Source organism: Ruegeria sp. YKSD179 (assembly GCF_059612885.1).
Map to the genome: position 1 here is coordinate 24676 of NZ_JBXWRL010000041.1, position 25895 is coordinate 50570.

General features: G+C 52.2%; 24 protein-coding genes. 10 read left to right on the forward strand and 14 right to left on the reverse strand.

Going from position 1 to position 25895, the window contains the following annotated elements:
* The 3 genes from AC2FNE_RS17570 to AC2FNE_RS17580 are packed head-to-tail and all read left to right on the forward strand — an operon-like array spanning window position 1 to window position 2791.
* Window positions 1–816, forward strand: coding sequence for an ABC transporter ATP-binding protein (locus AC2FNE_RS17570; protein WP_496805899.1), 816 nt, complete (start codon window positions 1–3; stop codon window positions 814–816).
* A gap of 5 nt (window positions 817–821) precedes the next feature.
* Window positions 822–2138 carry an MlaD family protein gene (locus AC2FNE_RS17575; RefSeq protein ID WP_170605459.1) on the forward strand — a complete coding sequence of 439 codons (1317 nt, stop codon included), beginning with the start codon at window positions 822–824 and terminating at the stop codon, window positions 2136–2138.
* On the forward strand, window positions 2135–2791 hold the full coding sequence (locus AC2FNE_RS17580; RefSeq protein ID WP_254442526.1) for an ABC-type transport auxiliary lipoprotein family protein: 657 nt from the start codon (window positions 2135–2137) through the stop codon (window positions 2789–2791). Before AC2FNE_RS17575 ends, AC2FNE_RS17580 begins: the two co-directional genes overlap by 4 nt.
* Before the next feature lie 21 nt (window positions 2792–2812).
* Here the strand turns inward: AC2FNE_RS17580 and AC2FNE_RS17585 are convergent, their stop codons facing one another.
* Window positions 2813–4393 carry an FMN-binding glutamate synthase family protein gene (locus AC2FNE_RS17585; protein WP_496805900.1) on the reverse strand — a complete coding sequence of 527 codons (1581 nt, stop codon included), beginning with the start codon at window positions 4391–4393 and terminating at the stop codon, window positions 2813–2815.
* Window positions 4394–4626: 233 nt separating this feature from the next.
* On the opposite strand from AC2FNE_RS17585, the gene AC2FNE_RS17590 reads away from it, so the two are divergent.
* Entirely contained in the window at window positions 4627–5034 is a 408-nt protein-coding gene (locus AC2FNE_RS17590; protein WP_367648136.1) for a fluoride efflux transporter FluC, read from the forward strand.
* Entirely contained in the window at window positions 5031–5393 is a 363-nt protein-coding gene (gene crcB / locus AC2FNE_RS17595; protein WP_170479827.1) for a fluoride efflux transporter CrcB, read from the forward strand. Before AC2FNE_RS17590 ends, crcB begins: the two co-directional genes overlap by 4 nt.
* On the opposite strand, the gene AC2FNE_RS17600 is transcribed toward crcB, so the two are convergent.
* The 6 genes from AC2FNE_RS17600 to AC2FNE_RS17625 form a co-directional block, all read right to left on the reverse strand.
* Window positions 5390–6811, reverse strand: coding sequence for a DHA2 family efflux MFS transporter permease subunit (locus AC2FNE_RS17600; protein ID WP_496805901.1), 1422 nt, complete (start codon window positions 6809–6811; stop codon window positions 5390–5392). The genes crcB and AC2FNE_RS17600 overlap by 4 nt on opposite strands.
* A 91-nt stretch (window positions 6812–6902) precedes the next feature.
* Entirely contained in the window at window positions 6903–7883 is a 981-nt protein-coding gene (locus AC2FNE_RS17605; protein WP_496805902.1) for an HlyD family secretion protein, read from the reverse strand.
* 36 nt (window positions 7884–7919) lie between these two features.
* Window positions 7920–8246, reverse strand: a complete 327-nt coding sequence (locus tag AC2FNE_RS17610) for a cytochrome o ubiquinol oxidase subunit IV (protein ID WP_170605465.1) — start codon at window positions 8244–8246, stop codon at window positions 7920–7922.
* Entirely contained in the window at window positions 8239–8871 is a 633-nt protein-coding gene (locus tag AC2FNE_RS17615; RefSeq protein ID WP_496805903.1) for a cytochrome c oxidase subunit 3, read from the reverse strand. Before AC2FNE_RS17615 ends, AC2FNE_RS17610 begins: the two co-directional genes overlap by 8 nt.
* Window positions 8868–10958 (reverse strand): cbb3-type cytochrome c oxidase subunit I, encoded by a 2091-nt coding sequence (locus AC2FNE_RS17620; RefSeq protein ID WP_496805904.1) that lies wholly within the window; start codon window positions 10956–10958, stop codon window positions 8868–8870. The genes AC2FNE_RS17615 and AC2FNE_RS17620 overlap by 4 nt, the downstream gene beginning before the upstream one ends.
* Complete coding sequence (locus tag AC2FNE_RS17625; RefSeq protein WP_496805905.1) at window positions 10955–11902, reverse strand: cytochrome ubiquinol oxidase subunit II; 948 nt, start codon at window positions 11900–11902, stop codon at window positions 10955–10957. The genes AC2FNE_RS17620 and AC2FNE_RS17625 overlap by 4 nt, the downstream gene beginning before the upstream one ends.
* A gap of 140 nt (window positions 11903–12042) precedes the next feature.
* Between AC2FNE_RS17625 and AC2FNE_RS17630 the strand changes: the two genes are divergently transcribed.
* The 4 genes from AC2FNE_RS17630 (at window position 12043) to AC2FNE_RS17645 (ending at window position 17301) form a co-directional block, all read left to right on the forward strand.
* A complete protein-coding gene (locus AC2FNE_RS17630) occupies window positions 12043–13278 on the forward strand; it encodes a lytic murein transglycosylase (RefSeq protein ID WP_496805906.1) in 1236 nt (411 codons plus the stop codon).
* Between the two features lie 325 nt (window positions 13279–13603).
* The gene (gene galU / locus AC2FNE_RS17635) at window positions 13604–14497 is read left to right on the forward strand and encodes a UTP--glucose-1-phosphate uridylyltransferase GalU (protein ID WP_170479841.1); all 894 of its coding nucleotides are present in this window, start codon (window positions 13604–13606) and stop codon (window positions 14495–14497) included.
* A gap of 72 nt (window positions 14498–14569) precedes the next feature.
* Window positions 14570–16006, forward strand: a complete 1437-nt coding sequence (locus AC2FNE_RS17640; RefSeq protein WP_496805907.1) for a mannose-1-phosphate guanylyltransferase/mannose-6-phosphate isomerase — start codon at window positions 14570–14572, stop codon at window positions 16004–16006.
* Between the two features lie 218 nt (window positions 16007–16224).
* Entirely contained in the window at window positions 16225–17301 is a 1077-nt protein-coding gene (locus AC2FNE_RS17645; RefSeq protein ID WP_496805908.1) for a DUF2793 domain-containing protein, read from the forward strand.
* On the opposite strand, the gene AC2FNE_RS17650 is transcribed toward AC2FNE_RS17645, so the two are convergent.
* The 7 genes from AC2FNE_RS17650 to AC2FNE_RS17680 all read right to left on the reverse strand — a co-directional run bounded on the left by AC2FNE_RS17650 (window position 17298) and on the right by AC2FNE_RS17680 (window position 24224).
* Complete coding sequence (locus AC2FNE_RS17650; RefSeq protein WP_496805909.1) at window positions 17298–18413, reverse strand: helix-turn-helix domain-containing protein; 1116 nt, start codon at window positions 18411–18413, stop codon at window positions 17298–17300. The two genes, AC2FNE_RS17645 and AC2FNE_RS17650, sit on opposite strands and share 4 nt — an antisense overlap.
* 177 nt (window positions 18414–18590) lie before the next feature.
* On the reverse strand, window positions 18591–19268 hold the full coding sequence (locus AC2FNE_RS17655) for a GntR family transcriptional regulator (protein WP_170605477.1): 678 nt from the start codon (window positions 19266–19268) through the stop codon (window positions 18591–18593).
* Window position 19269: 1 nt separating this feature from the next.
* Window positions 19270–20292, reverse strand: coding sequence for a trans-3-hydroxy-L-proline dehydratase (locus AC2FNE_RS17660; protein WP_170605479.1), 1023 nt, complete (start codon window positions 20290–20292; stop codon window positions 19270–19272).
* Window positions 20293–20323: 31 nt separating this feature from the next.
* The gene (locus tag AC2FNE_RS17665; protein WP_496805910.1) at window positions 20324–21256 is read right to left on the reverse strand and encodes a 4-hydroxyproline epimerase; all 933 of its coding nucleotides are present in this window, start codon (window positions 21254–21256) and stop codon (window positions 20324–20326) included.
* Entirely contained in the window at window positions 21247–22206 is a 960-nt protein-coding gene (locus AC2FNE_RS17670) for a dihydrodipicolinate synthase family protein (protein ID WP_496805911.1), read from the reverse strand. Before AC2FNE_RS17670 ends, AC2FNE_RS17665 begins: the two co-directional genes overlap by 10 nt.
* Window positions 22207–22362: 156 nt before the next feature.
* Window positions 22363–23421 carry an ABC transporter ATP-binding protein gene (locus tag AC2FNE_RS17675; protein ID WP_496772925.1) on the reverse strand — a complete coding sequence of 353 codons (1059 nt, stop codon included), beginning with the start codon at window positions 23419–23421 and terminating at the stop codon, window positions 22363–22365.
* On the reverse strand, window positions 23418–24224 hold the full coding sequence (locus AC2FNE_RS17680; RefSeq protein ID WP_496805913.1) for an IclR family transcriptional regulator: 807 nt from the start codon (window positions 24222–24224) through the stop codon (window positions 23418–23420). Before AC2FNE_RS17680 ends, AC2FNE_RS17675 begins: the two co-directional genes overlap by 4 nt.
* A gap of 138 nt (window positions 24225–24362) precedes the next feature.
* On the opposite strand from AC2FNE_RS17680, the gene AC2FNE_RS17685 reads away from it, so the two are divergent.
* The gene (locus AC2FNE_RS17685; protein ID WP_170479858.1) at window positions 24363–25622 is read left to right on the forward strand and encodes an ABC transporter substrate-binding protein; all 1260 of its coding nucleotides are present in this window, start codon (window positions 24363–24365) and stop codon (window positions 25620–25622) included.
* Window positions 25623–25895 lie beyond the last annotated feature (273 nt).

Consider the following 25895-nt stretch of genomic DNA (forward strand, 5'->3'; position numbering starts at 1 on the left):
ATGGACGGTGCGACCTTGCAGCAAGACTCCCAGACTGGCGCGCAGCGAGAGGCAGTGATCAAAGTACGCAACCTAACCAACCGCTTTGGCCCACAGGTTGTGCATGAAAACCTGAACTTGGATGTATGGCGGGGTGAGGTTCTGGGTGTCGTTGGTGGCTCGGGCACGGGGAAGTCGGTTTTATTGCGTACCATTGTGGGTCTCAATCGCCCTGCTGCGGGAAGCATTGAAGTATTAGGGGTCGACGTCCTGAACGGACCAGAGGATGAGCGCAAGCGGATCGAGAAAAGCTGGGGCGTGGCCTTTCAGGATGGCGCGTTGTTTTCGTCGCTAACGGTTTTACAGAATGTGATGGCGCCTTTACGCGAACATACCGGCATTAGCGAAAGTTTGATGCAAGCTCTTGGCGGTTTAAAAATCAGCCTTGTTGGGCTGCCACAGTTAAGCTGCAGCAAGTTTCCATCAGAATTGTCGGGGGGGATGCGCAAGCGGGCGGCGCTGGCGCGCGCATTGTCTCTGGACCCGGAGATCGTTTTTCTAGATGAACCTACCGCCGGATTGGACCCAATAGGTGCCGCCGCATATGATGATCTGATCAGGGAGTTGCAGCAGGCATTGGGGTTGACCGTTTTTATGGTAACACATGACCTCGACAGTCTTTACGCCATTTGTGACCGTATCGCCGTGCTTGCGGAAAAACGCGTGTTGGTTGAAGGTCCGATAGAAGAAATGAACAAGGTAGACCATCCTTGGGTCCAGGAATATTTCACCGGTCCCCGGGCGCGGGCGGCGCAACAGAAGGGGCAGGACAGGTAGAGGCAATGGAAACCCGGGCAAATTATATTCTAATCGGCGCATTTACACTGGCAGGAATTCTTGGTGCATTCGGCTTTTTCCTGTGGCTTGCCAAGTTCGAGGTCACGCGGCAATACGCCTATTATGACGTGCTGTTCGATAATGTATCTGGGTTGTCGGCAGCTGGAGGCGTCAATTATAATGGATTGCCAGTTGGACAAGTCATATCCTTGAAGCTGGACGAGGACGATCCGTCCAAGGTGCGTGTGCGCCTGGAAGTCGATGCTGACATCCCCGTTACCAAGGAAACTATTGCGCAACTGCAATCCTTGGGGGTGACAGGTGTTGCGTATGTTGAGTTGTCGGGCGGTTCAGTAAATGCTGAACGCCTTCCGCAAAACAGCGTGATACCCAGCGAACGAAGCCCGATTCAATCATTGCTGGAAGGGGCGCCCCAAGTTCTTAACAAAGCACTTACATTGCTTGAGGACCTGAACAAAGTGGTTGATGATGAAAACCGCAAGGCCGTTTCGGATATCCTTGGAAACTTGGCCGATGCATCGGGCAAATTGGACAAAACTTTGGCCGATTTTGAATCCCTTTCCAGCGACCTTGGAAACGCTGCGAGCGATATCGGAGAATTCACGAAAAAGCTCGACCCTTTAGTTGCCACAGCGGAATCGACCTTAAAGACCGGCACAGAAACGCTCACCAGTATCAAAGAGGCGTCGGACTCTGCAAAATCAGCGCTGGATACAGCGAACACTACGATCGCCAACGCCGATCAGGTGATCCAACAGGATGTTCGGCCTTTCATCGAAAAAGGGTCACAACTCGCCGACAGGTTGTCGGCCTTGTCTGATGAAGGCAGCTATGCGCTTGGTGTGTTCACGGAGACGGTTAACAACGCCAATTCCACACTTGAATCGATAAACTCGGCGATGGACAGCGCTGAGGACACGTTATCTTCCGCTGAAAAGGCTTTCGATTCAGCTAACCAGGTATTGGATACCGATATTGCACCTGTTGCCGCTGACGTCAGCAACGCAGCAAAGCAGGTTGCTGACACTGTTTCAAATGTCACTGCCAAGATCGATCAGATTTCAGATGACGTTTTAAGTGCATCTAAATCTGCTTCCGAATTGTTGGGAACCGTGGACGGCATTGTGCAAGACAATCGTAGGCAAGTTTCAGATTTTCTACGAGTCGGACTGCCGCAATTCGTCCGATTTGTCGAAGAGTCGCAACGTCTGGTCGTCAGCCTCGACCGATTGGTCGACAGGGTTGAACGCGACCCGGCCCGTTTTCTGTTAGGCACGCAAGCATCGGAGTTTCGCCAATGATCCGGCCATTTTTTATGATAGCCATCTTGGCCTTTCTGTCGGGGTGTGCGGGTCTGGGCACTCTGCGTCAAGCTTCAAAGCCAAACGATCTGTATTTGCTAACACCTAAAAGCACTTTCTCATCAACGCTGCCGCGTGTGCAAAAACAGATTGTCGTACAGGAACCCACTGCGACTGCCGCTGTTAATACAGATCAGATTGCGGTTCAGCCCACCCCATTGCAGGTTCAATATCTTCCTCGCGCCAGATGGGCGGATCGAGCCCCGATCATCGTTCAGTCCTTGCTAATTGAAAGTTTCGAGAACACAAACAAGGTGGCTGCAGTTGGGCGATCCACAGTTGGTCTGCGACCAGACTATGTTATTGCACCTGACCTAAGGGAATTTCAGGGGCACGTTCTCAGCGAGACCGCAAACGGCCAAACCGTTCAGATCAAAGTTCGGATCAATATCAAAATCATCGACGAATATGACGACAAAATAATCGCCTCTTCATCTTTCGAGGAAAACGTCCTGGCCAAATCTGATCAAACTTCGGATTTGATTGTCGCCTACGACGAAGCGTTAGGCGACACCATGCGTGACGCGGTAGAATGGAGCATTCGTAGAATCCACAATCACAGTGTCAACAATCCTAGAAATTTACCCAATTAGGGCGCCAAATTGTTTGAGAACCTAAAAGTGCGCTGCCGTCGCAGCGTTCCAATCCGACGCGAAACTCGGCGGTAATTTCTTGTTCAAAAGTGCTCCGTCATCAAGAAATTCGTACATCTCACCATACGACTGCTCACCTTCATCGGCCATACGGCGACGAATGTCAGAAGGTCGAAGTTCGGAAACCGTCGCCTTACCCATTGCGCCCAGTATCTCGCGAAAGCTCTCAAGCGTTGCGTCATGATAACGACGCACGCGCTGGCGCTTCTGCGGAACGTTGACCGCCCTCCCCCGCACCGGATCCTGCGTAGCAACTCCGGACGGACAGCGATTTGTGTTACAGTGCAGCGCCTGAATGCAGCCAATCGCAAACATCATGGTCCGCGCGGCGTTGCACATGTCTGCCCCAAGTGCGCATTTCTCAACCATGTCAAAGCCGGTTGCCACTTTACCGGAACAAATCACGCGGATTTTGTCCCGCACACCTATCCCGCGCAGGCAATTATTCACGAAAATCAACGCCTCATTCAGCGGAACGCCCAGCCGGTTGGTAAACTCTACTGGAGCAGCGCCAGTACCGCCTTCAGCCCCATCAACGGTGATGAAATCAGGAAGAATACCTGTTTCCAGTATGGCTTTGCAGATTGCCATAAATTCCGATTTTTTACCGATACACAGCTTGAAACCAACTGGTTTGCCACCTGACATTTCCCGCAGATGCTGCACGAATTCCATCAACCCAGTCGGTCCTTTAAAGGCTGAATGGACAGGCGGCGAGATCACATCCTGATGGACAGGGACGCCGCGAATATTGGCTATTTCTTCGTCAACTTTGGCGGCCGGCAAAACACCCCCATGTGAAGGTTTAGCACCTTGAGAAAGTTTGATTTCTATAGCTTTTACAACTTCTTTCTGCGCTTTTTCTGCAAACTTGTCCTTATCGAAATCACCTTCAGCCGTCCGACAGCCGAAATAGCCAGTTCCAATTTGCCAAATGATATCACCACCTTCGGCGAGATGATGAGGTGACAATCCGCCTTCGCCAGTATTGTGCGCGAACCCACCGTCCTTGGCCCCACCATTGAGGGCGCGGATCGCATTAGCGCTGAGCGCGCCAAAGCTCATGGCGGACACGTTCAACCGAGATGCGCTATATGGTTTGTCGCATTGTGGGCCTCCCAAGGTTACCCTCTCTTCGCTTTCAGCGACATGTTTAGGAGCCAATGAGTGATCAGCACGATGATACCCGACAGTCATAATGTCGTATTGGGTGCCGAATGCCTGGGTATCGACCTGCCCTTTGGCGCGGGAGTAAACCAAACTACGAATGATCCTGTTGAATGGCCGCCCGCTTTCATTCGTTTCAACGAAATACTGCCGGATTTCAGGGCTTACAAACTCTAACATGTAACGGAAATGACCGAGAACCGGATAATTATTCAGCACATTGTGCTTAGTAGTCAGCATATCATAAAGGCCGATCACCGCGTACGGGATCAGAATAATTAGCAGCCAATATGCTGGTGGCCAGAAATACCCCACCAATACTGTCAAGGGCAGTACGATATAAGTTAGTACGTAGTAAATCTTGCGGACAATCATTCCTGGTCTCCTTCGCTTTCGCCTGTCCGGGCGAGGCCTGGAAATATCGGATTTACGGATCCCATAGTTGTACCCAAACGTGGAACAGATTGCCTTTTAATTGCAAGTCCTTGTCCATCGCGTAAGCCAATCTTGACGAAACGTGAACCGCACCAGCTTGACCTATGCTAGTTGATCCGAACAGACCCAGCCTGTATGTCGTAAAAAAGCAGGTCAGGGCAGGATCAGTCACAGTGGCAAACTCAGCACCTGCCAGTGGGAATCGCGCCATAATGTACGGAGCCGTTTTTGTCGGTGGGGCGGCTGGTTCTTTGTTGCGAGAGTTATTTGCTCTTGAGATCCCCGGTGCGCCGTATTTAACGTCGACATTCGCCATCAACATCGTCGCCTGTTTCGTCTTAGGTTGGTTGTATTCCATCCGAAACAAGGTCCACGCTTACGTTTTGCACTTAGGCGCCGTCGGGTTCTGTGGGGGGCTATCAACTTTTTCTTCGTTTGTTGCCGAGTTGGAGCGGCTGGCTGAAAACGCTGGAGGAATCGTGGTATTTGCCATTGCAGCGGAGATTTCCGTTGGATTGTTCGCAGCTATTTTGGGCGAAGCCGCCGGTCGTCGGTTTCACGGTACGAGGGTCCGCGAATGACCGAGTTTTACCTGCATGCCATGTTCTGTCTTGGTGGCGGATTGGGCGCGGTTCTTCGCCATTGGCTGGCACAACGGGTCACCCACGACCTACCTTTTTCAACGCTTATCGTAAATGTTATTGGCAGCCTGATATTGGGACTCTGGATTGGTTATCTGGGCGGTTCAAATGAGATGGGAGAAGAGGAAAAGCGCCTTGTATTCGGCTTCTGCGGTGGGTTCACGACGTTCTCCAGCTTTGCGTACCAGTCGCTGGAACTTCACCGCAATCGTACAATAACGCTGGCTGCGGGCAACATCCTGCTGAGCCTCGGACTCTGCTGGTTCGCGTTGTGGTTGGGTTTGGTTCTGACCGTCTAATGCGCCACCTGTGGTGCCGAAGCCCCGGGTTTCGGCGCACGACAGAAAAATAGTAATGGAATTGTCGCCAAAGCCAGGAAACCAAGATTGTTGAACACGGTAAGATACGAAATCATTTCGGCCTGACGGGAAATCTCTTGTCCTAGAATTGCAGCACCTTCTGCACTATCAGGTGTTAAACCAAGAGGTTGAAGATATGCTTGTGCGGCTGGATTGTAAGGTGTGACATTTTGGTTAAGCGTAGCTGTATTTGTTTGCAGCCCTCGAACCACCCAAGTTCCAACCAGTGAAATTCCAACAGATGAGCCCAACTGGCGTGTTACGTTGAACAAACCCGAGGCTTCGTCCTGACGACGTTTGGTGATGCTTTCGAAGGCAAGAATTGACATCGGTACAAATACCAATCCCATTCCAAGGCCGCTTACCGCGCCCGGCCAAGCCAACTGCCAAAATCCCGCATTCAGATTGAGAGTTCCAACCATGAAATTGCCTATTGCGGTCAGTAACAACCCAATACCGGCTAATACCCTTGGGTCAAACCGGGTAACCAAAGCCGAACCCGTCACTACCATTGATATCCCTGCTGCGACGCCGCGTAGAATAAACAAATGGCCAGATTCTATCACTGGATAGTTCAGCAGCGTTTGTACAAATGTTGGAATAATCGCGATGCCACCGAACAATGACACGGCAAATCCAGCAATAATAAGGTTGCACAAGGCAAAGTTTCGATCCGCAAACAGCCGAAGATCAACGATTGGATGCTTTGTCGTGAGAGAGTGGTACACAAACCCAATCGCTCCGAGAGCCGCAGCAAGCAGCGCAACCTGTATCACCCTTGACGACAGCCAATCTTTTGACTCGCCTTGATCCAGAATGAATTGCAGGCAGCCAATACCAACCGCCAACAGAGCAAGCCCTGTCCAATCGATGACAACTTCTTCGGTTTCGTCCTGTGGAAGTTCGCCCGTCAGCAATAGCAATGCCATTGCTGCAACCGGCAAGTTGACAAAAAACACCATTCGCCAAGAAAAATACTCGGTGAGAATTGCGCCTATCGTGGGACCCAGAACAGGAGCAACCACAACCCCAAGCCCGAAAACGGCCATAGCCTGCCCTCGTCTGCCTCTGGGAAACGCGTCAAACAGAATTGATTGAGAAAGAGGGATCAGAAAGGCACCGAACATACCTTGAGCCAGCCGAAAGGCGACGATCGTTTCCAAGCTCCACGACAATCCACACATCGCAGACATCGTCGCAAAACCAGTCACCGAAGTAAGTATCAACCGCCTTCGCCCGACACGTCGGGCTACGAACCCTGTCAAGGGCATAATCACCACAGCGGAAACGATATAACTGGTCAATATCCAAGTTGCTTGATCAGTTGTAGCACCAAAAGCGGCTTGAATGTGCGGCAACGCTACATTGACTATGGTGCCTCGAGAATTGCGCTTAGCACAACGGCGACCACTATCACCGGATTGATGTGGCTAACCGCCGCCACGTTCATTATTCGGACGTCGCCACTGTGGTGTCGACGACTACCTTGCTGCTTCCACCCACTCGTAACGGCGCGTCCGTCGGATCAAGTTGAATTCGAACCGGGAAACGGCGCGTTACCTTAACCCAATTTCCGCTGGAATTTTCTGACGGCAATAGTGAAAACGTATATCCGGACCCACGCCCGATGGATGCGACCGTTCCTGTCAGAGTCGTTCCCGGCAACATGTCGATTTCTACCACCACGGGTTGTCCGGGTCGAATGCGGGGCAAAGCGGTTTCCTTGAAGTTCGCATCAATCCACCAACCCGCCGCCTCAACGATGGAAAACTGCGGGGCGTTTGCTGATACGGATGATCCTGGTCTCAAGGTCAGGTTGGCGATCCAACCGTCGGCCGCAGCGACAACATTGGTCCAAGTAATATTGGATTTTGCGATTTTGAACTGCGCCCTGGCAGATAATATTTCGTCCTGCTTGGCCGCCAAACCGCTTTGCAAGGCTAATAGACTTGATTGACTTGCAGTAAGCTGCGCGGCCGCCGACGCGAAGTCCGATGTTGTCTGATCCAAAGTCGCCTGTGCCAAGTCACCATTTGAAAACAGGGCTTTGGCGCGCTCCAGATTGTTTTGTGCCGTATCATAAGCTGACAGTGCGCTATCAACCGAAGCTTGCGCTGCAGCAATCTGCGTAGAATAAGATTGTGCCTGTTGAACCACAGCGTCCAGATTACTCCTGGCTTGATCAAAAGAAGCACTGAATTGGGTGTCGTCTATGGTGAACAGCAGGTCGCCACTTTTGACGAATTGGTTTTCTTCGACCAGAACTTCGGCTACCTGCCCAGTCAATTGCGGTGCAACAGAAATAATGTTTGCACCGACATATGCATCTTTGGTCGAAGGATACCGTTCTTCGTGCCGCCAAAACAGTAGTAGGGCGATTGTAATCACCCCCAAAATTGCGACGACGGCAACTGCCTTGAGTGTTCGCATGGCATTTCTCCCTTCGTCAACGATGCGCGTTGGGCGTTACATCGGGTGAATGTGCATCCGAATGGCAAGGTTCCCAAGTATCCAAACGGTGCCCAAAATGATAATTAACAGTACCAGAGTCGAAAACAGGATCAGATCCAGATCCTCCCTGCTGCTACGGCGACGGTCAATATGCAGAAAGTATACCAATTGCACGATCAGCTGTGCCAGACCCAGCAATCCAATTGCAAGATAAACGCCGCGCGTTTCAATCCCGAATAGATGGGCAATTGAAAACACAATCAGGGTCAGCAACAGCGACCCGCCATAACCGATAACATAGCGGCGACGTTCGCGCCGATGCATTTCGGTACGTCTATCCATATGAAAGGCCTCCGAAATACACGATGGTAATGATACCGATCCATATCAGGTCGAGAAAATGCCAGAACAAAGCCAGTCGCACGACGCGAGACATCAGTAGGTCGGTCAAACCCATGATGCGCAACTGAATTCCAAGAACAATCAGCCAAAGACATCCCGCCGCAACATGCAGTCCGTGCAACGGAACCAACCCATAGTAGGCTGAAAGAAAACCACTACGCTGGGGAACCCCTCCCTCATCGGCCATTGCCATGAAATCGCGGATTTCCAACACCAGAAAGGTAAGACCAAGAATAAGGGTAACCCCAAACCAAAACACAATACGCACGCGGGGTAAGTTGTATTTCAACGCCAGCATCGCCAACCCAACAGTCAAACTGCTGGTCAACAAGATAATCGTTTGGGCGAAGATGCTTTTAAGGTCAAACAAATCGTGCGGACCCGGCCCCCCCGCTTGCGCATCGATCATTGTGATGTAGATGGCAAACATTAGTCCAAAATAGACCAGATCGCTCATAAGAAAGACCCAGAAGCCAAACGTAACGACTTCAGCGAACTTGTCGGCACTGGCGTGATCCTGCCCGAGGTTTATTCCGGGGTAACTTTGTGGTGGGGCGCGTCTCATACCGCCGCCTCCATATCCGGCCTTGCAAGACCCTTGTTTTCTGATGCTACCTCGTGGTCTCGATCAACAGCGACAGTGCTATGGACTAGCCCAAGCCACGCTTCGTGATCCTTGCGCACCTCTTCTGCGGGGATGGTGATTTCGTTGTTCGTGTCAAAACTCCAAACAATTAGCGCCAGGATCATCAAGATCGTCGTAAGGATAACCAGCCACCAGATCCACCAAACCAAAGCGAACATCCAGATTCCGCTGAGCACGCAAAGTATGAAACCAATCCCGGTTTTGCGAGGCACATCGATGTCCTCATAGGCATCCGGAGTTGGGTAAGCCACGCCGCGGCGTTTAGCTGCAGCAAAGTCATCCCTATCCCCGACTTGCGGGATTACCGCGAAATTATAGGGTGGGGGCGGCGACGGGATCGACCATTCCAACGTCCGCCCATCCCACGGATCACCGACAGGTACCCGGGATTTATCACGGTCCCGGATGCTGACCCAAAGTTGGATCAGGACCGAAAATAGACCGCAGGTAATGATAAGCGCGCCTATGATGGCTACGACCATAAAGGGTTGAAACGAAGGATCGCTGTAACTGAATGACCGGCGCGGCATTCCCATCAGACCTACGAAATATAAAGGCATGAAAGTCAGCAAGAACCCGACCGTCCAGCACAAAACTGAAACGCGGCCCCAAAACTCGTTCAACCGGAAACCAAAAGCTTTTGGGAACCAGTAATTATATGCAGCCAACATTCCGAACAACACGCCCGGCAACAGCACGTTATGGAAATGTGCTACAAGGAACAGAGTGTTATGAACCTGATAGTCGACGGTTGGATTAGCCAAAATGACCCCGCTCAGCCCACCTATTACAAACAGCATCAGAAATGAAAGGCTGTACAGCATCGGCACCGAAAACCGGATTCTTCCACGATAAAGAGTCGCCATCCAATCGTATACTTTCACCCCGGTTGGGATCGCGATCAGCATCGTGGCAATGCCAAACACAGCATTGATCAAGGCGCTTTGTCCCATTGTGAAAAAGTGGTGCAGCCAGACGGTAAAAGACAGCACAGCTATACACATCGTCGCGATAACCAGCGAGTTGTAACCATAAAGTCGCTTGGCTGAAAAAGTCGCAAATATCTCGGAATAAACTCCGTAAGCCGGCAAGACTAGCAGATAGACTTCGGGATGACCAAACAGCCAAAAAAGGTTGGCATAGTTCATCATGTTGCCGCCCATATCATTGGTGAAGAAATGAAAATCAAGATAACGATCGGCCGCCAACAAGAGTGCCGCCACACCCAAGGGAGGCATGGCAAAGATAATAAGGATTGAGCTGCTGATAATCGTCCAGCAGTACATTGGCAGACGCATGAACTTCATGCCGGGCGCCCGCAGTTTGTAAATTGTTACAGCAAAATTTATTCCTGTAAGTGTTGTGCCTACACCGGACACAACAATCGCCCAAATCCAATAGTCCGGACCGACGCCAGGATTGAAAGCCGCCCCGGTAAAAGGTGGATACGCGGTCCAACCACCAGTAGAAAACTCTCCCACCACCAAGGACACCATAAGCATCATTCCTGCGGAAACAGTAAGGCCCAGCCCAATCTGATTCATCCGAGGGAAAGCAACGTCGCGAGCGCCAATCATCAGGGGGATCAGAAAATTCGCGACACCAAAGACAAAGGGCACCGCTACAAAGAAAATCATGATTGTCCCATGTGTACTGAACAATTCAGCGAAGTGTTCAGCTTCCAAAAACCCGTCCCCTGGCCCGGCAGCTTGCTGGGCGCGCATGGCAACACCTTCCAGTACTCCGCGGGCAAGCATTACAATCGCAAAGACAATGTACATTATGCCAATTTTTTTGTGATCGACGCTTGTCAGCCAGTCTCGCCAAAGAGGTCCCCAAAGTCGAAAACAGGTCAAAAGCCCGACCACAACGATGACTCCGATTACGACGATGGCAGCTGCCGCGTTCGCGACGATTTCATTTGCGCTGGGGTTTTCAATCAAACCGGATACCGGAAAGGCATCCCAGCTTAGGCGGCCAAAAAAGCCTGAACCAGTGGAAGTCATTGGCTGATCTCCTCCCCGAACGCAGTGGTCCCGGGTTGCTGGTTCAACTGCAGGGGCTTCCCGCTGTGGTAGCGGCCCAAAATCGTGTGAAACAAATCATCGTCTTCTAAACTGAAATAGAGTGCATTGTCGGGCATGTCTGAATTGCCCAAATCAGCTTGTACCTCGTCTCGGTCCGTTCGCTTTGCAAGCGTCAGATAGGTGGGCGCGTCAAGCAAGATACCCTTGCTCCTCACAGTGTTGACCCAAGCATTGAAGTCTTCCTGTTGCATCGCCACAGTAGCGAATTTCTGCTTGGTAAAGCCGCGCCCATTATATTGTGTGTTCTCTCCCTGCATTGTCTGGGGTGAATCCGCGACGAGGTGCAACTGAGTTGTCATTCCCGGCATCGCGTAGATTTGACCTGCTAGCGCCGGGATCATAAACGACTGCATCACCGTATCGGTCGTCAGACTCAACGATATTTGCTTTTTGACCGGAATCCCAAACTCGCCAACACTGGCGATGCCCAAATCGGGATAGATGAACAACCATTTCCAATCCAACCCAACGACCTGCACACGCAGGGCCGGTTCTTCACCAAAGGGTGACGCGTATGGGTCCAGCCTGTGCGTCGCTTTCCAAAGATAATAAGACAGAATGGCCACTATCAGAACAGGTACACCCCACATCATGAATTCCAGTCCGGCCGAAAAATCCCAATCGGGTCGGTAGGTAGAGGTGCAGTTCTTGCGACGTCGGTACTTAATCACAATTAACGGGACAAGAACCAGAACTGGAACAACCGCTATCATTATTAGTGCCGTTGCACGCAGCAAATGGGTCTTTTGTACTGCCGCAATAGGCCCTTGCGGCTTCATGAAACTATCGCTTGCGCCGGCTATTTGAACCGATGCTAGGAATGCTGCAGCGGCAACCAGTATCAGCGCCATTGCAATGGGCATTTTGGATATCCGCAAGCCTGCCTGCCCCTCTGAGTTCTCGATTTCGGTCAACTATCGACAGAGTTGGCAGAATTCTCAAGGATTTTTCAAATCTTACCATATCAGTTGACATAGGGTCTCGCACCAGAGACACCGGAAGCATGCGTTTATTTGCGATTATCATCGGTCTGATCTTTAGCGCTACGACGGCTTACCCACAGGATCGAACCGCGGTGGAAAGGCAATTTCAGACTTGGTTGCAAAATACAATTGGTCCTGTAGCTAGGGAAAATGGGGTTTCCGACAGAACGCTGAACCAAGCCTTCGCAGGCATTACGCTGAACTGGAAACTGCCTGATCTGATTCCTCCCGGGGGTCAGGCAACAACACCCAAAACCCAGAAACAGGCGGAATTCGGTTCGCCGGGGCGGTACTTTAACGCAAACTCGGTTAAGGGGGCAGCTTCGGTCGGGAGAAAGATGGCTCAACGTCACGCTGCCACTTTAGCTAAGGTTGAAAGGCAAACCGGCGTGCCCGGACGTATCATATTGGCGATTTGGGGACGAGAGAGTGGATATGGGCAAGTTCCAATTCGCCATGATGCGTTTCAGGTTCTAGCAACGAAGGCATTCATGAGCACTCGCGCGGAATATTTCACAGGTGAACTGATCGCCGCGCTTAAAATAGCAGAGGATGGGCACACCCCCGCGCACGGGTTGAAAAGCAGCTGGGCTGGGGCATTGGGGCAGCCGCAGTTCATGCCCTCAAGTTTTCTCAAGTATGCAGCGGACGGAACGGGAGATGGCCGCGCTGACATCTGGAACTCACCCGAGGATACAATAGCCTCAATCGCGAATTATCTGATGCAACACGGCTGGGTGTCCGGACGGGACTGGGGTTTTGAAGTATTGGTGCCCGAGAACGTAACATGTGCGCTTGAAGGTCCCGATCAAGGTCGCCCAATCCGCGATTGGGTAGCCGATGGGGTAAAAAGGGTATCAGGTCGCCCGTTTCCTGCCCACGAATTGATTGCCGAAGGATATCTGATGATGCCAGCCGGCAGGAATGGACCCGCCTTCTTAGTTACCCCGAACTTTTATGTTTTGAAGGACTACAACACCAGCGATCTTTACGCTCTTTTCGTGGGCCATGTAGGTGACCGGATAGAATTTGGCGTAGGCGATTTCAGCGGTGATTGGGGTAATGTTGGTGGGTTTTACAGATCCGACATTGCAGCTATGCAAAGAGCATTGGAAGACATGGGGCATGATGTCGGTGGCGTGGATGGTCTACCTGGATACAAAACCCGACGATCGATCGGGCGGTGGCAACAGGACACTGGCCAGGAACCCACGTGTTTTCCAAAAATCGAAATGAAAGCCCACTTAATTCCCTAATATCGGGCCCATAAACCTGAATGGAGTTTCGAAGAAACCCGGAAGTTACAGAAATACTTGAACCGGCAGCCTGCATCTTTCGCAATTGCCATGGAGCATTAGTTCGATGAAACGATTGTTGCACACGTCTGATCAAGTTCTTCCAAGGCTCCTGTTCGGATTTTGGCGCAACATCTGTCTTTGACTCGCATAGCGGGCGATGGCAGGTTCTAAACTGTTGATGCCTGAAATGGCGAGTGAGATTGATTGATACGGCTGGGCGTCTTATGAGTGGGCGCCGGCCATTTTGCAAAATGCCGGATTACGTTCGAGTTTGAGAGGTCACATGGCACGCAAAGTCACCAAGGCGATATTCCCAGTGGCGGGATTGGGTACGCGTTTTTTGCCGGCAACAAAATCTGTGCCAAAAGAGATTATGACATTGGTCGACAGGCCGCTGGTCCAATACGCAATCGATGAAGCCCGCGCTGCTGGGATCAAAGAGTTTATCTTTGTGACGTCCCGCGGAAAATCTGCGCTTGAGGATTACTTCGACCACAACTTGGTCCTTGAACAGGAACTAAAGGCCAAGGGAAAAAGCGAACTGCTGGAAACCCTGAACGCGACGAATATGGAAAGCGGAGCCATCGCTTACATCCGTCAACACAAAGCCCTGGGATTGGGTCACGCTGTTTGGTGCGCCCGACGCTTGATTGGTGACGAACCCTTTGCAGTCATGTTGCCAGATGATGTCATCGCAGCGAGCAAACCTTGCCTACAGCAGATGATAGAAGCTTATGAGGAAACCGGTGGCAACATGGTCGCCGCCATGGAAGTTCCAAACGAAAGAACAAGCTCTTACGGGATTCTGGACGTGGGCGACAATGTCGGCACCGTAGTACGGGCCAGAGATATGATTGAAAAACCAGACCCGAAAGTTGCTCCATCGAACCTTGCTGTTATTGGTCGTTATGTGCTGGGCCCGTCTGTCCTGTACAATTTAAATAAAAAGAAGCAAGGCAGCGGTGGTGAAATACAACTGACTGATGCAATTGCGGAAGATATCAGTAACGGCGTTCCCGTATTTGGATACAAATTTGACGGTCAACGCTTTGACTGCGGTTCCAAGTCGGGTTTTCTACAGGCAACCGTTGCGTTCGCCCTAGCGCGTGAAGAGTTGCGCGACGATCTGCATCAATATCTGCAAGATGTCATCGCCTCAGACAAAGCCGCTCAATAGCGCAAATTTCTTCAGTTGTTTGTCGGCAATAGCGATACTTCGAGGGATTGTTGATCAAAGGGAATGGATACTATGAATAACGTCTACCCGGTTATCCTGTGTGGAGGGTCGGGCACGCGCCTTTGGCCATTGTCTCGCAAGAGTTATCCCAAACAATTCGTTCCATTGATTGGCGAGACGAGCCTACTACAACAATGCGCTGAACGGCTGAAAGGCCCAAACCACGAGCCCTACTCTAACCCTTTGATTTTAACCAATGAAGCCTTCCGGTTCATTGTTCCTGAACAATTGGCTGAAGTTGGCGTTGATCCTGGTCCGGTTTTGATAGAACCCAATGGTCGCAACACGGCTCCGGCCGTGCTAGCTGCAGCTTTGTATCTTGCCGCTGAAAATCCAGAAGCAATCATGTTGGTTGCGCCTTCAGATCACGTTCTACCAGACACATCAGCATTTCATAATGCCGTTGAAGAAGGAATACGCGCCGTTTCAGAACGTCAGGAACTAGTTACTTTCGGTATCACTCCAGATCGACCAGAGACAGGTTATGGTTACCTGAAACTCAGCCATGCTCCTGACAAATCTGGCGCGGCAGTTCCATTGGAACGGTTTGTTGAAAAACCGGATGCCGAAAACGCCAAGTCCATGGTGGCTGATGGTACCTATTTGTGGAATTCCGGCATCTTTCTGTTCGCGGTCAGGGACATTCTTGCAGCCTATGAAGAGCACGCAAAGAATCTAATTAACCCAGTTCGGCAGGCGGTCGAAGATGCCCGGACCGATCTGGGTTTCTTACGTTTGGACCAAAAGGCTTGGGACACGATTGATAACATCTCAATAGACTACGCGGTAATGGAAAAGTCCAATAATCTCAGCGTGGTACCCTATACGGCAGGTTGGTCCGACGTGGGTAGTTGGTCAGCAGTTCAGGAATTGGGCAAGCCGGATGCGGATGGCGTTGCGACCATGGGCGAAGTCACCACGATTGACTGCCGCAATGTTTTGGTACGTTCAGAATCAGACGCTCAAGAGGTGGTCGCTCTGGGACTAGAGAACATGATAACCGTAGCTATGCCAGACGCCGTGTTGGTTGCCAGTATGGATCGGGCACAAGATGTCAAACTGGCCGTTGAAGCCCTTAAGGCAAAAGGTGCAAAACAAGCCGAAGCTTTGCCAGTGGATCATCGGCCATGGGGCTGGTTCGAAAGCCTGGTGATTGGCGACCGTTTTCAGGTCAAACGCATTCATGTTCACCCTGGCGCCGCATTGAGCCTTCAGTCACACCACCACCGTTCAGAGCACTGGATTGTGGTGGAGGGAACTGCCGAAGTAACGATCGGCGAGAACATACAGCTCGTTTCGGAAAATCAATCGGTATACATCCCGCTTGGGGCCAAGCACCGAATGAAAAACCCAGGCAAGGTGCCAATGGTGCTGATCGAAGTGCAGACAGGCAGTTACTTGGGTGAAGACGACATTATTCGATACGAAGACGTATATGCTCGTAGCTGATACCGTCGAAACTAGTACCCAAAATTCGAATCAATTTGTTAGAGGCAATTTTCTCTATTGGAAACAATGGGCAATTTATCAAGTTTTTGTCTTCATTTCTGCACTTAAGACGTAAACAAAATCTTCCCAAGGCGTTCGGCCAAATCAGACCAGATTCACGCGATGTCAGGCAAATTGGCACAGATCAATGTCTGGCCATAGCCACAGGAGGACGCCGCGTGCCGCAGAACACACCTAGATTGAACCTACCATTCCTACAACCTTCCCAGGCGCAGAAACATGTCACGCACAACGAAGCCCTGCGCAAGCTCGATCTAACCGTGCAACTTTCCCTTACGTCTCTGAACTCCATCACGCCGCCTGCTGTTCCAAATCAGGGTGACATCCTCGCGCTTGGGGCAACACCAACGGGCGATTGGACCGGACATGCCGGAAAGCTTGCTGCGTGGATCGATACAGCCTGGCATTTCATAGCACCCGAAACCGGATGGCGCGCATGGGATCTTTCGTCGGGCAATCTCAAGGTCTGGGATGGATTCCTTTGGATTGACCCGCCTATCTCCACGGACAACTTGCCCGGAGTTGGTGTCGGAAAGAACCATGACAGTGCAAACAAACTGTCAGTGCGCGGAGCAGCCACATTACTCAGCCACGAAGGTCATGGTCACCAATTGAAAATCAACAAGGCGAACGCGGGCGAGACCGCCTCCTTGTTGTTTCAGTCCAACTGGACAGGTCATGCCGAAATGGGCCTGTCAGGAAGCACAGGATTTTCAGTCAAGGTATCTGCAGATGGTGACACTTGGAATGAGGCCTTGCGGCTCGACCCCGCAACAGGGCTGGCTAGTGGGTCAGCAGTTCAAGCCAGCGCCAACGACACCACAGCCGGACGCCTGATGCGAGCGGACTACGGATTCGGACCAGGAAATCTGTTGGGAACAGTTTCAGAACTTGCTGGTGCGCCGACACGCGCGGTGATCGAACGCGGCGGTAATGCAAGCGGCGATTACGTTCGTTTCGCCGACGGCACACAAATCTGCTCGGGGAGTTTAAGTGCCGTTACTTGCCAGACGCCAGAAGGCTCCCTTTTTGCAAGCCAGACATCCAACTGGACATTTCCCATGGCCTTCGCGGCTGATTCTACTCCAGCGGTCAGCGGTAATGGAGGAGTATCCGGAAGATTCCTTGGATGCGATGCACCATCAACGACACAGGTAGTTATCAAGGTATTGTCCACCATCGCAGATGCCACTGAGGCAGCCCCGACAGTTCTTGCCCTAGGCCGGTGGTATTAATCTTGTCGCAAAACCGGATCACGCCCGGCGGCTGATAAATCAGCGGTCCAGACCCTGTAACGTCCTTGACCAGTTACCTCGCGGATAAGGTCTCGTTGCACAAACAAATCCAGGTTTCTTTGGATTGTAGCTCGGGACGCCTTTGTCAGCTCTGCGGCAAGTGGGGCTGACACCATCGGCCATGCCCTCAACGCGTCGACTAAAACTGGCGGGGTTCGGCCGCTCAGGTCGCGCGTCAAGTCACGCGCACGATCCTCCCAAACAGCTACGCGTTCAAGATGCAACAACGCGGCCAACACTGCTTGTCCTGCGCCTTGTATCCAGGCTGCCAGCCTCTCGTGTGGCTGACCGGATCCGCGCAGCGCAGAGGGCCCAGACAAGGCCAGCGGCATGAACGTGGCGCCACCCCGCCCCATCTTCGCACTGTGACGGGCTGCGATGACAGCCGCTTCGGTATCTTGACCGACTCTTTCGGACAATGCGCGCCACGCGTGAAAGGAAATCGCAGCCTGCGTAACCGGATGCAAACTGAATGCGTCATGCATTACATCTGCGAGATCGGCAACCGCCTCGGGGGTGTCTTCGACACCTTGTGCCTGCCGGTCCAGAAAGGAAGTCAGACCGGACCTCCAGCCACCTTCGGAGGGACCTGCACCCTGAGCAAGGCGACGCACTGCCCATCCAGCGCGAAACAGGGCTTGCGAGTCGTCAGCCGTTGCTCCGATGCGTAAACCACACCATAAAGCCAATCGGTCTACACCAATACGATCACCGGTCCACCAACCAAGATCCGAAACGTCCATCAACGCTAATCGGTGCACCCAGCCTTTAGGTCCGTTCCGCAACCTTTCGTCCAATGCTCCGAACGTCACAGCCAGTTCTGCCAGTTCCGACGATAGCTCCGCCTGTGCAGTACGCCAGTCGCGTGGGTCGAACAGCATTTGGCGATCAACCCGAGGCCCAGGCGGAAGGAAGTTATCCTGTCCCTGATTTTCGGGAGGTGGAATAAACCATAGGTCATCCTCGTCGGGCTCATCTGTATCATAGATACTGCGCGGAGCTTCATCCGCTTTGTCCTCATCAGTATCTGGATAGGTAGGTATTGGCTTCATACCCTCTATTCTTCGGACATTTTCGAACGTTAACAAGGGATTTTCTAGTTTGAGGCCGGCAGTCACTTAAATCACTTTTTAGCCTGCCAAACCTGATATTACCTTTAAATGAAAGCGTAATACGGGTCGCGCACGAGTTGCATGGTTGGACGAACATTCTAATTCTGCTCGATTAAATTAGAGCCGATCAGTGCGACGATCTGCAATCAGGGCCACCAGTTGTTTTTTAGTGCGTCCTATATGTTGCGCCAAAAGTCCGCATGCCGCGTCGACCTGACCCGCTTTCGCCAGCTCCAGCAGTTCGCGGTGTTCCTTTCGGGCCCGTTTGCGCTTTTTCATTACGCTCAAATGCATTCGGATATATCTGTCGGATAGCAATGACACCTTATGCAGCAGGTCATTTGTCAAGCTGCGCCCGGCTGCCGCGTAAAGCGAGGCGTGAAACCGTTGATTCAGCATTCCCCACTGGCTTACGTCGTTAACGTCATATGACAACTCCATTTGATCCAGAATGCCCTGGCATTTTTGGAATTGTGCCGCAGTCATCGCCGGAATGGCACGACGAAAGAGATCAACTTCGATAAGCGCTCGTAAATCGAAGATCTCGGAAATTTCGTCAAGCGAATGCTCCGTAACCGTGGCACCGCGATTGTTTTCCAACTGCACCAGACCTTCGGCATCCAACTGCTTCAACGCTTCCCTTACCGGCATACGCGAGACATCATATTCATCAGCTAGCGCTTCTTGCCGAATCGTTTCTCCTTCCACTAGCTCGCCTCTCAAAATCCTCTCTCGCAGATCACTCGCGATTACGTCTGGAAGGCTTTGCCGATGGATTGCGCGTTTTGCCGACATCCTACGCGCCCCATGTGTCACTTAGGCGATATCCGTCCGGCCAAGGATCGTCGGGGTCCAGCATGTGCTGGTGAATTCCCGTGATCCATCCTCGGCCCGAAATTTCCGGGGTGATCGCAACCCGCCCGCTCAGATCGATCTTGTCGATAATTCGGCACCGGAACTCACTGTCGATGACAGAACGCGCGTAATAATAATCTGTTAGTTGCATCTGCCCCTTCGCCAGAAAAACGGCCATCCGGGCCGAAGCTCCGGTGCCGCACGGTGATCTGTCTAATTTTCCGGGCTTGATTGCGACTGTATTTCGGCTGGTCAGCACGTTGCCCTCTCGCTTGAGCGGTCCGGCAATCTGGCAGAACGAAATATGGTTCCAGTCTCTGGTCGGGTGGTTGCAACCCAGTTGTTCGTTGGCCGCGTCGGTTATCCTCGCGCCTGTTCGTGCCAGTTCTTTTCCCTCGTCTGGAGTTAACTCAAAATCCAGATCCGCAGCGTCGACGATAACAAAACTGTCGCCTCCAAACGCAGTGTCTACTCGCAACGTTCCAATACCAGCCACTTCAATCCGCGCGTCCAGTTGGTCAACAAAGCTGGGAACGTTCTGAACATAGATACGCTCGGCCTTACCATTTCGGCACTCTGCCCTTACGCGCACCAATCCACCCGGAGCCTCGAGCGTCAGATGTGTCTCTGGTTCTTGCATTGGGAAAATCCCGCCGTCCAACAACACGGTCGAGACACAAATCGAGTTTGATCCGGACATAGGCGGCGTATCTTCCGGTTCCATAATAATGAATGCCGCATCGGCCTCAGGATTCTTGGGGGGGACCAGAAGGTTGACGTGGCGAAAGACGCCTCCGCGCGGTTCGTTCAGTAAGAAATTTCTCAGCGTCTGGTCATTTGCTACAAAGCCCCGCTGGTCCCAAACTGTGTTCCCAGGAGGGGGTACCACGCCGCCCACTATTACATCGCCTACCTCGCCTTCAGCATGGGCAGAAATCACATGAATGGTTTTGCTGCTTCGCACGGCGCGTCCTTCTGAAAACGGATGATCGGCATTAAATCTCTATCCCGGAACGGAAGGGATCATGCGGATCAAACATCAAATTCGCCTCAGACATGATGAATGCCTGACCTTTAATCCTGGGTATGATACCTCCGTTTGGCCCGAGCTTGTACGACAGGTGATAAGTGCTGCCGATAACGCTTTCCTGAATAATCTCTTCGCTTTCGGCTAATTCGCCTTCCGCCGCAAGACAAGCCAAACAAGCGGAACAGCCAGTACCACAGGGTGATCGGTCATAGTTGTTGTCTGGGCAAAGAACAAAATTGCGGCCACTTACCCCTTTGCGAGGGGATGGTTCTTGTAGGATTACGTGATCCACCGGTTCCGAGTTCTCACCTCTTAAGCCGCTGGCCATCGCAGCTTTGCGAATAGCGATTGTCAGCTTTGTCATCGCGGCAATATTGCTGGTTTCCACTGGTATCGGGCTGGGATCAACAATGAAAAACCAATTCCCGCCATACGCCACATCCCCAACAACGCACCCATGACCGGGCACATCCAAATTCACAGCTCGTCGCACTCTGCGGCTTTCGATGTTGGTCACGCTAACTGTGTTCTCGTTGTGCAATTCGACAGTTACCACCCCAGCAGGAGTTTCTATCCGATGTATTCCGGTATCAATCCGACCCAAATGCGCCAGCGTCACAGCCAACCCAATTGTGCCATGACCACACATGCCCAATACTGCGTCGACATCGAAATAGATGACACCAGTCACGCATGAACGGTCGACTGGTTCCACCAGCATCGCACCGACCATCGCCGGTTGGCCGCGCGGCTCCAACAAGATCGAACGATAAAGTTCTTGGTAATCTTCAGCCAACCGTAGGGCTCGCTCCGCTAAGGTGCCAGAGCCCAGATCTGGTGCACCCGTGAGGACAACTCTCGTAGGTTCGCCTCCTGTGTGGCTGTCAATCACATGCATTCGGCAATGACCCCGCCCTGGTTTGACCAATCTGCAAACCATTTGCGAAACAAGTCATATTGCTGTGCACAATAGTTCCTCTGCGCATCCGTCAGAGAGTCAGAGGTGTTGAAATGGAGACGGTATTCCTGTTCGCCATTCAGAACCAGCAAGTGTTTGTAGTAAAGAACAAGGTCCGGACCCTCGTCAAAACTGGACAACACCTGAATTGCCTCGGTCAATTCTTGCGCACGCTGACGTGCCTCGGCATGACCGTTCGCCGCTTTTTCGGACAAAGCTCCCAAAAGCAGTGTTTCAACAGGCAAAGCATTACCTATACCCGTGATAGAACCAGTTGCTCCGCAATTCACATAACCATGATAGACTTCGGTATCCACACCGACCATTAGGGTAACCTGATCATCCTTGCTGGTGATGTTTTCCGCTGCATAGCGCAAGTCTTCACCGCCTCCGAACTCCTTGAACCCGATCAGATTTGAATGTTCGGCGCGTAGTTCAAAAAACAGATCTGCACGCGTAGCAAACCCATAATACGGGCTATTGTAGATAATCGCAGGTACGTCCGGCGCAGCGGACAAAACTTCCCCAAAATGGTTCTTCTGAGCCGCAGCCGAGCTGCCACGCGATAGAACCCGCGGGATCACCATCAAACCCACTGCACCGCATTTCTGCGCATGAGAGGCAAGGGCCACTGCGGATTTCGTATTGATTGCCCCAGTACCAACAACCACTGGCAGCCCTGCATCTGTCAATCGCTCGACGCCTTCCATTCGCTGTGCATCGGTCAGCAGCGGCCAGTCACCCATCGAACCGCAATAAACCACGGCGGACATACCTGCCGCAACTAACTCACTCCCTTTTCGAACAAGCGCATCGAAGTCCGGAACGCGACCTTCTGTGCAAGGGGTCATGAGAGCCGGCATAGTGCCGGTAAAAACGTTTGAAACCATAGTTTATTCCTCGGTGAGTCAATGTCCGGCAAACCAGAATTCAGCGAATTTAGTTTCATTATCGGATATTGGATACAATATCCATAGTTTCCGCAAATCAGAAGAATGTGCCCGATTGTCATTCGGGCACACTGTCAAGTAACCAGAGCTTTCTGACTACCGCAACCGAAGACCATTCTCCGGATCAAATAGCATCGCGCGCTCGGGTTTGACCGATATACCTATCCGTTCACCCTGCGCGCTACGCTCATCTTCACGTTCTTCTACGATCAGTTTATCACCGTTCGGCGTCAATAGGTAAGAGTAAGACACGCCGCCCAACGCTTCGGTCAGGTCCACCGTGCAACTGTCACTTGCTCGGTCGATTTGAATGTGCTCCGGGCGAATCCCAAGGGTCACGCGGCTTGCATTCGCAGGCACGCTGCTTGTGACCGGTATCGCATCCGTCAACGCGGGATGGCGGACCATGCCATCCACAACATCACACTCCAAAAAATTCATTGCAGGAGAACCGATGAAGCCTGCGACAAACTTGTTGTCTGGGTCTCTATACAGATCCATAGGCGCGCCGACCTGTTCAATTCGTCCGTCGCGCAAGACGACGATCTTGTCAGCCATCGTCATCGCCTCGACCTGATCGTGTGTCACGTAAATCATCGTTGCGCCGATTTCGTTGTGTAAACGAGCGATTTCAACTCGCATTTCCACCCGAAGCTCGGCGTCCAGGTTCGACAGAGGTTCGTCAAACAAAAATACTTCCGGACCACGGACGATTGCACGGCCAATCGCAACTCGCTGCCGCTGGCCGCCGGAAAGCGCCTTGGGCTTTCGCTTAAGATATTGGTCCAGTTTCAGGATGTTCGACGCCTCCTGAACTTTCTGATCAATTTCCGATTTAGCAACGCCGTTCATTCGCAATCCGAAGCCCATGTTCTCTGCGACGCTCATATGCGGGTAAAGCGCATAGGTCTGGAACACCATCGCCACACCGCGCTTGGCAGGGTCCATATGGGTTACATCACGGGCGCCAATGTGAATTTCACCCTCTGAGGTTTCTTCGAGTCCAGCGATCATTCGTAGTAGTGTAGATTTGCCACAACCCGAGGGACCCACAAAAACACAAAATTCACCGTCCTCGATTTGTAAGTCGATTCCATGAATGACCTGAGTCTGGCCGTAGCGTTTGATTGCGCGGTTCAGAGTTACACCTGTCATGTCGCTTGCATCCTGTCGTTGCTTACCTTTGCGCGGGCCTCGGGGAACCGCCATGCCTGAACCTCGGCCCCTATCTGCTCTGCCACTCGGCGAACTCGGGGGACCCAGGCCTCTAATTGATTGAAATCCATACGTTCGGTCGACCCTGTGACCGAAATTGCACCAAGCATCCGGCTACCGGACGTCAAAACCGGACAAGCCACACAAATGATGCCAGGCTCATGCTCTTCGTCGTCTATTGCGTAGCCGCGTTGACGGATCAGGTCGAGGTCAGCCCGCAGCGCGGCCTCGGATGTCAGGGTTTTATCAGTAAAACGATGGTAGCTTTGCTGCGAAACAGCCTCATTCAGAGAGTCTTCATCCAGAAAGGCCATCATCGCCTTACCAACACCCGTGCAATATGCTGGCCCGACTTTGCCCGCCTGCGAATACATTTCAATAGGCTGGGCGGCGTTCCGCTTGTCGACGTACAGCACCTGGCTTGAGTCGAGCTGAGCCAGATGCACTGTTTCACCGGTGTCCTTACTAAGAGCATCCAAAAAAGGTCGTGCAATTGGCGCCAGAGAACTCTGCGTCCATGCCGCATGTGCCAATCGGACCAAACGCATACCCGGAGCGTAGGTTTGTCTTTCAGGGTCGTAGGACAACATGCCCTGATTGGTCAGAACCTGCAGAAATCTGTAAAGCGTCGCCTTGGGAAAATTGCTGCGGTCCAATAGCTCCGCAAACCGAACAGGTCGCTCAAAAGCAGCCACCTGATCCAGCACGTCACATGCCTTACCTATGGTTCCGTCACCAGCCACAGCTGTCTTATCTCCTCCCATTCCCTCGGGCCAAAGGCACGAGGGTCTTGACAAGACTAACCGAGTTGATGTGTAGTTTTCAATATATAAAACCAAGTTTCACTATTTGGAACTAAATGGAAGCTAAGGGAGGAAACCATGCATTCCATGTTCAAGCGTACTGCCGCCGCATTGGCGGCCAGTGTCGCACTTGCTGCGCCTGTTGCTGCTGAGTTGACCGGTGAGTTGCGAATCTTCCTCGACACGTCAAACCCGGCGCCGCGTGCGACCATGGAGGCGATGATCGAGCGGTTTGCAGAGCAACATCCCGGTCTGGAAATCGAAACAACGGTTATCGACCGTGAGGCGTACAAAACACAGATCAGGAACTTTCTAACAGCTGACACACCGGACGTAGCCACATGGTATGCGGCAAACCGTATGAAACCATATGTCGAAGCCGGCCTGTTCGAAGATGTTTCTGACCTGTGGGCCGAGCCAGAAATCGCAGAAAACCTGGCTTCGACCAAAGGTGCGATGACCATAGACGGAAAGCAATGGGGCGTTCCCTACACTTACTATCAGTGGGGCGTTTACTATCGCAAAGACATCTTTGATGAACTTGGCCTAAGCGAGCCTACCACCTGGGAAGAAGAGCTGGCCAACTGCCAGAAGATCGTGGATTCGGGTCGTGCATGCTACACAATCGGGACCAAATTCCTTTGGACTGCTGGTGGCTGGTTTGACTACCTGAACATGAGAACTAACGGCTACGATTTCCACAACCAGCTTGCGAATGGTGAGATTAGCTGGGAGGACGACCGGGTCAAGCAGACCTTCGCCAACTGGAAGCAACTGATCGACATGGGTGCGTTCATCGACAATCACCAGACCTACAGCTGGCAGGAAGCATTGCCGTTCATGGTCAACGGTGAAGCCGCAGCTTATCTGATGGGTAACTTCGCGGTCGCTCCGCTGCGTGAAGCAGGCCTGACGGATGATCAGCTGGACTTCTACCAGTTCGTTTCCATCAACCCCGATGTAGAACTTGCAGAAGATGCGCCTACGGATACATTCCACATCCCCGCGAACGCCTCGAATAAGGAAGCAGCGCGTGAATTCCTGCGTTTCGTTGTATCGGCAGATGAGCAGACCGAGATCAACAACGGCTCAAATCTCGGCCAGTTGCCGGTAAACGCCCAATCTTCGGTGGACGATGACAAGTTCCTTCAGCAAGGCTTTGCAATGTTGTCATCCAACAGCCCGGGCGGTGTCGCCCAGTTCTGGGACCGCGACGCACCAGCTGAAATGGCAAAAGTATCCATGGAAGGTTTCCAGGAATTCATGGTCAAGCCAGATAATGCGGACCGCGTGTTGGCAAAACTGGAACGTGCGCGTCAGCGTATCTACGATAACTAATCTGGTCAGGCCGGGCACAGACCGGCCTGCTCCAAGACCTGCGTAAGGCAGGTGCTTACCTGCCTTACTAATTTGACCAAACTCCGAGTTTATCATGTCCCTCGTAGACGTCCCCGAACAAGAAAGCTGGTTTCACAGAAACCAACAGCGTATTGCGCCCTGGCTGTTTCTGGCGCCGGGCCTGCTGTTCTTTATGGTTTATGTAATCATACCTGTTTTTCAGTCTTTCAACTTGTCGCTCTATGAATGGGACGGGTTGGGTGCAGCAGAATA

Coding starts and splice junctions, on each gene's coding strand:
- AC2FNE_RS17570 (WP_496805899.1), top strand. CDS start 1: ATGGACGGTGCGACCTTGCAGCAAGACTCCCAGACTGGCGCGCAGCGA.
- AC2FNE_RS17575 (WP_170605459.1), top strand. CDS start 822: ATGGAAACCCGGGCAAATTATATTCTAATCGGCGCATTTACACTGGCA.
- AC2FNE_RS17580 (WP_254442526.1), top strand. CDS start 2,135: ATGATCCGGCCATTTTTTATGATAGCCATCTTGGCCTTTCTGTCGGGG.
- AC2FNE_RS17585 (WP_496805900.1), bottom strand. CDS start 4,393: ATGATTGTCCGCAAGATTTACTACGTACTAACTTATATCGTACTGCCC.
- crcB (WP_170479827.1), top strand. CDS start 5,031: ATGACCGAGTTTTACCTGCATGCCATGTTCTGTCTTGGTGGCGGATTG.
- AC2FNE_RS17605 (WP_496805902.1), bottom strand. CDS start 7,883: ATGCGAACACTCAAGGCAGTTGCCGTCGTCGCAATTTTGGGGGTGATT.
- AC2FNE_RS17610 (WP_170605465.1), bottom strand. CDS start 8,246: ATGGATAGACGTACCGAAATGCATCGGCGCGAACGTCGCCGCTATGTT.
- AC2FNE_RS17615 (WP_496805903.1), bottom strand. CDS start 8,871: ATGAGACGCGCCCCACCACAAAGTTACCCCGGAATAAACCTCGGGCAG.
- AC2FNE_RS17620 (WP_496805904.1), bottom strand. CDS start 10,958: ATGACTTCCACTGGTTCAGGCTTTTTTGGCCGCCTAAGCTGGGATGCC.
- AC2FNE_RS17625 (WP_496805905.1), bottom strand. CDS start 11,902: ATGCCCATTGCAATGGCGCTGATACTGGTTGCCGCTGCAGCATTCCTA.
- AC2FNE_RS17630 (WP_496805906.1), top strand. CDS start 12,043: ATGCGTTTATTTGCGATTATCATCGGTCTGATCTTTAGCGCTACGACG.
- galU (WP_170479841.1), top strand. CDS start 13,604: ATGGCACGCAAAGTCACCAAGGCGATATTCCCAGTGGCGGGATTGGGT.
- AC2FNE_RS17640 (WP_496805907.1), top strand. CDS start 14,570: ATGAATAACGTCTACCCGGTTATCCTGTGTGGAGGGTCGGGCACGCGC.
- AC2FNE_RS17650 (WP_496805909.1), bottom strand. CDS start 18,413: ATGAAGCCAATACCTACCTATCCAGATACTGATGAGGACAAAGCGGAT.
- AC2FNE_RS17655 (WP_170605477.1), bottom strand. CDS start 19,268: ATGTCGGCAAAACGCGCAATCCATCGGCAAAGCCTTCCAGACGTAATC.
- AC2FNE_RS17665 (WP_496805910.1), bottom strand. CDS start 21,256: ATGCATGTGATTGACAGCCACACAGGAGGCGAACCTACGAGAGTTGTC.
- AC2FNE_RS17670 (WP_496805911.1), bottom strand. CDS start 22,206: ATGGTTTCAAACGTTTTTACCGGCACTATGCCGGCTCTCATGACCCCT.
- AC2FNE_RS17675 (WP_496772925.1), bottom strand. CDS start 23,421: ATGACAGGTGTAACTCTGAACCGCGCAATCAAACGCTACGGCCAGACT.
- AC2FNE_RS17685 (WP_170479858.1), top strand. CDS start 24,363: ATGCATTCCATGTTCAAGCGTACTGCCGCCGCATTGGCGGCCAGTGTC.